Origin of the sequence: Amycolatopsis sp. NPDC023774, from assembly GCF_040639695.1 — a bacterium.
Lineage (GTDB): Bacteria > Actinomycetota > Actinomycetes > Mycobacteriales > Pseudonocardiaceae > Amycolatopsis.
The window spans coordinates 1-3,000 of sequence record NZ_JBFAAJ010000092.1; the positions used below are offsets into that span (position 1 = coordinate 1).

Annotated in this window: 6 protein-coding genes; 4 read left to right on the plus strand and 2 right to left on the minus strand. The window is 69.7% G+C overall.

What is annotated here, in order from left to right; all coding sequences use genetic code 11:
* Nucleotides 1–431: 431 nt before the first annotated feature.
* The 4 genes from AB0F91_RS46970 to AB0F91_RS46985 all read left to right on the plus strand — a co-directional run bounded on the left by AB0F91_RS46970 (nt 432) and on the right by AB0F91_RS46985 (nt 2,192).
* Nucleotides 432–812, plus strand: coding sequence for a hypothetical protein (locus AB0F91_RS46970; protein ID WP_360608990.1), 381 nt, complete (start codon nt 432–434; stop codon nt 810–812).
* Nucleotides 813–827: 15 nt separating this feature from the next.
* Nucleotides 828–1,205 (plus strand): hypothetical protein, encoded by a 378-nt coding sequence (locus AB0F91_RS46975; protein WP_360608992.1) that lies wholly within the window; start codon nt 828–830, stop codon nt 1,203–1,205.
* A gap of 414 nt (nt 1,206–1,619) precedes the next feature.
* A complete protein-coding gene (locus AB0F91_RS46980; protein ID WP_360608994.1) occupies nt 1,620–1,787 on the plus strand; it encodes a hypothetical protein in 168 nt (55 codons plus the stop codon).
* A gap of 12 nt (nt 1,788–1,799) precedes the next feature.
* A complete protein-coding gene (locus tag AB0F91_RS46985; protein ID WP_360608996.1) occupies nt 1,800–2,192 on the plus strand; it encodes a hypothetical protein in 393 nt (130 codons plus the stop codon).
* Here the strand turns inward: AB0F91_RS46985 and AB0F91_RS46990 are convergent.
* A complete protein-coding gene (locus tag AB0F91_RS46990; protein WP_360608997.1) occupies nt 2,148–2,585 on the minus strand; it encodes a hypothetical protein in 438 nt (145 codons plus the stop codon). The genes AB0F91_RS46985 and AB0F91_RS46990 overlap by 45 nt on opposite strands.
* Nucleotides 2,582–3,000: site-specific integrase (locus AB0F91_RS46995; protein WP_360608998.1), on the minus strand; the 419-nt coding region annotated here is incomplete at its 5' end. The genes AB0F91_RS46990 and AB0F91_RS46995, both read right to left, overlap by 4 nt.

Below are 3,000 nucleotides of genomic sequence, written 5' to 3' on the forward strand. Positions count from 1 at the left end.
CGCCAGATCTACAAGCTCCTGGAACGAACAGCAGCACCCACACGAACAACCCTCAGCCCCGTCGCCGAGGCGGCTTGACAGATATAGCAGCCTCGGAAACCAGCGCTAAGCGCTGATCATGGCTTGAACTGCGGCGCCGCTGCCCGGCAAGGCCACCGACTCCCGCGCCGCCTTCCCCACCGCCGACTGGCACCTCATCGAGGTCGCAAGTCGACGCGCTCGACCCCACTGACTTGCACACTCTGTTTGACTCCGCCATTGCCCGCTGGTGGAACCCAAGCCCACACCGCCGTCCTCGCCGCCGAAGCCCACGACCGACTCGAGAGCCTGTAGACCGGTGGCCAGCCGACCACGCCGGGCAGAAATTCCCGGCCGACCGGGCAACGCAGATCGCTCTTCGCGCGTATACCTCTCGAACCGAGGGGGAACCGATGACCGACCCGACCGAAGCCGAGGTCAAGGCGGCCGGCCGATGGCTGGAGAAACACGACGTCCCGGCGAGCCGGCTCACGCCGCTGCTCATCCGGCGACTCGGCGTGCGCGCGGGTGCACGACCCGGGCCGACGTGGACCGGGATGCTCGCCGGTCTGCTGTTGATCGCGTTCGGCACGTTCACGGTGCAGTTGCTGTCGCTGCTGCCCGGAGTGGACCATGACGACCTGCCCGAGGGCCGCGTTCTGTTCTGCCTCTTCGCCGGGCTGCAGCTCATCCTCTGGTTGCCGGTGCGGTGGGCCGACCGGCGCACCGCGGCCTGGCTCGGCTCGACCGCACCCGCGCCGCGACCTTCGTGGCGCGGGGTGCTGACCGGGTGATTCGTCGCGGCCCTGGTGATCACGTTCGGTGGTGGCGCGGCCTTGGCGGTGACGATGGTCGTGTCGTCCGGCAGCGTGTGGGCTCTGTTGTGGGTCGGGCTGCTGGCGCTGGGCGCGGTCGTGGTGGCGGCGGTGCTGATCGGCGTGCTGACCCGGCCGGTGCTCGCCGACGACGAGCTCTCCCGTTCCGTCGACGGGATCCTCCGCCGCACCGAGCCCGTCCGCGCACTGCCGGCGTTCTACGCGCTACCGGTACTCGCCGACCTCGCCACGACCAACCGCCAGCCGCCCGGGTTCGCGCCGTGGCTGATCGCATACGTCGTCATCGCCGTCGGCGCGCAGGCGGCCGGGCTGGTCCAGTACCGGCGCCGGGCGCTCACCGTGGCTACCTGAACGCCGCGCGATCACCCCACCGTCCGCGGCAGGGCCACGCCAGCCGTGGCGACCGTCATGCCCTCGGGCGGATCGCCCTCGACGAGTTACCCGGCCACTGACCCACCGTGGCACCTTTGGCTGCTAGCCACGAAGCACCCAACCCACGTAGCGTCGCGCCGCTGCGGCCAGGACGAGGCACAACGTCAGACGAGCAGCCTCAACATCGCGTTCAGCGAGGCATGACACACCGAGGTGTAGACCACCGCCTTGCTGGCCGTTGCGTGGTCGACGGCCAGCGAACCCGGTCAGCCCGGATAAAACTGTCGGTGGTCAGACTCATGGCAACGTCTGACCACCGACAGCAGTTATTTTCGCTTCTTCCCGCTACGAATTATGGCTACGGAAGAAACCAATATTCCGATCAGTAATACGATGATTCCGAACATCGATGCTGTCGACACCCTCGAACCCGACCCGGACTCCGACGGCGGGGTCGCGATCCTGCTCGGTCTGGCCGGCATCCGCTCGGTGGGCCAGGACCTCGCCGAATGGATCGTGGCCGAACGCGACACCGGCGGCCCCTACGGCTCGATCGGGTAGCTGACCGAGCGGGTGCAGCTCGACCGGCCCGTCATCGAAGCCCTCGCCACCACCGGCGTGTTCACCCGCGTCGGCCCAGATCGCCGCGCCGCCCTATGGGCCGCTGGCGCCGCCGCGACCCGCGCCGAGCACCTGCCCGGCCTCGCTCTCGGCCACGACGCCCCTGCCCTGCCTGGCATGAGCGCGTTCGAGCTCGCGTCGGCGGACCTGTGGGCCACCGGCATCACCGACTGCCGTCACCCCATCGAATTCCTCCGCGCCCACCTCGACGGGCCCGGCGCCATCCCCGCCGGCTGGCTCCTCGACGTCGCCGACCGCACATTGTCCGTGCCGGCCGCAAGAGCTTCGTACGACTCGGGTTCATGCAGAAAGCGGCAGCGGACCAGCAGGTCGTGCGGGCGGTAGGCCAGCAGCGCGTCGTAGCTGGGCAGCACCACCTGTTCCAGCAGAAGCCACGACGAGGCCCGCATCCGCGCCTCGCGGACCGCCCTGGGTGAAGGGACGGTGGTCGGGCAAGGTACCGAGCCAGTCCAGGCCGGTATCGGCGCCCGACGCCTGCCACCGCTGCTGCCAACCGGCGCCAGGGAACCCCACGAGCCAGCTCAGCAGGCGCCGCAACTCCACCATCGTCGCGTTGTTCGCCTTGAGGTCGACCGCGACCCACAGCGGCGAGCGCGCCGGCAACTCGAGCACCTCGTCGATCGTCAGCTGGTCACCGCGGCCGACGCGGGGACGATCCAGCAGGTGCGCGAGGTCGATCATCCAATCCTTCGTGCGCTTCGTCTCGATCGACGTCACCGGAGCTCACCCCCGAACAGCACCTGCAGATGCGCGGCCGCGTACGGGGCCGCTGGCCTCGGCGGCGGGGCAGGCGCGGCGGCCAAGGCGGCCAGGTGGTCCGCAGCGCGCGCGAGGACCTCAACTTGGTCCTCCACCAGGTACACCTCGGCAGTTGTGCTCAGGTGCGCGTGACCGAGGATCACCTGGACGTCACGCATCGACAGACGCGGGTCACGCGACATCCGAATCGCCGCCGTGTGGCGCAAGTCGTGCAACGTCCAGTTCGTGCCCAACGTCGCGTTGAGCCGTCGGAACACCGCACGCAGCGAGTCGTAGCTCTGCCGGCCTCTGCTTGACCGGCAGCGCCCTCGCGCGCCGCCGTGCGACGCACCCCTCCTCGGGCCGCAGCCGACGCGATCGATCACCTGCGGGC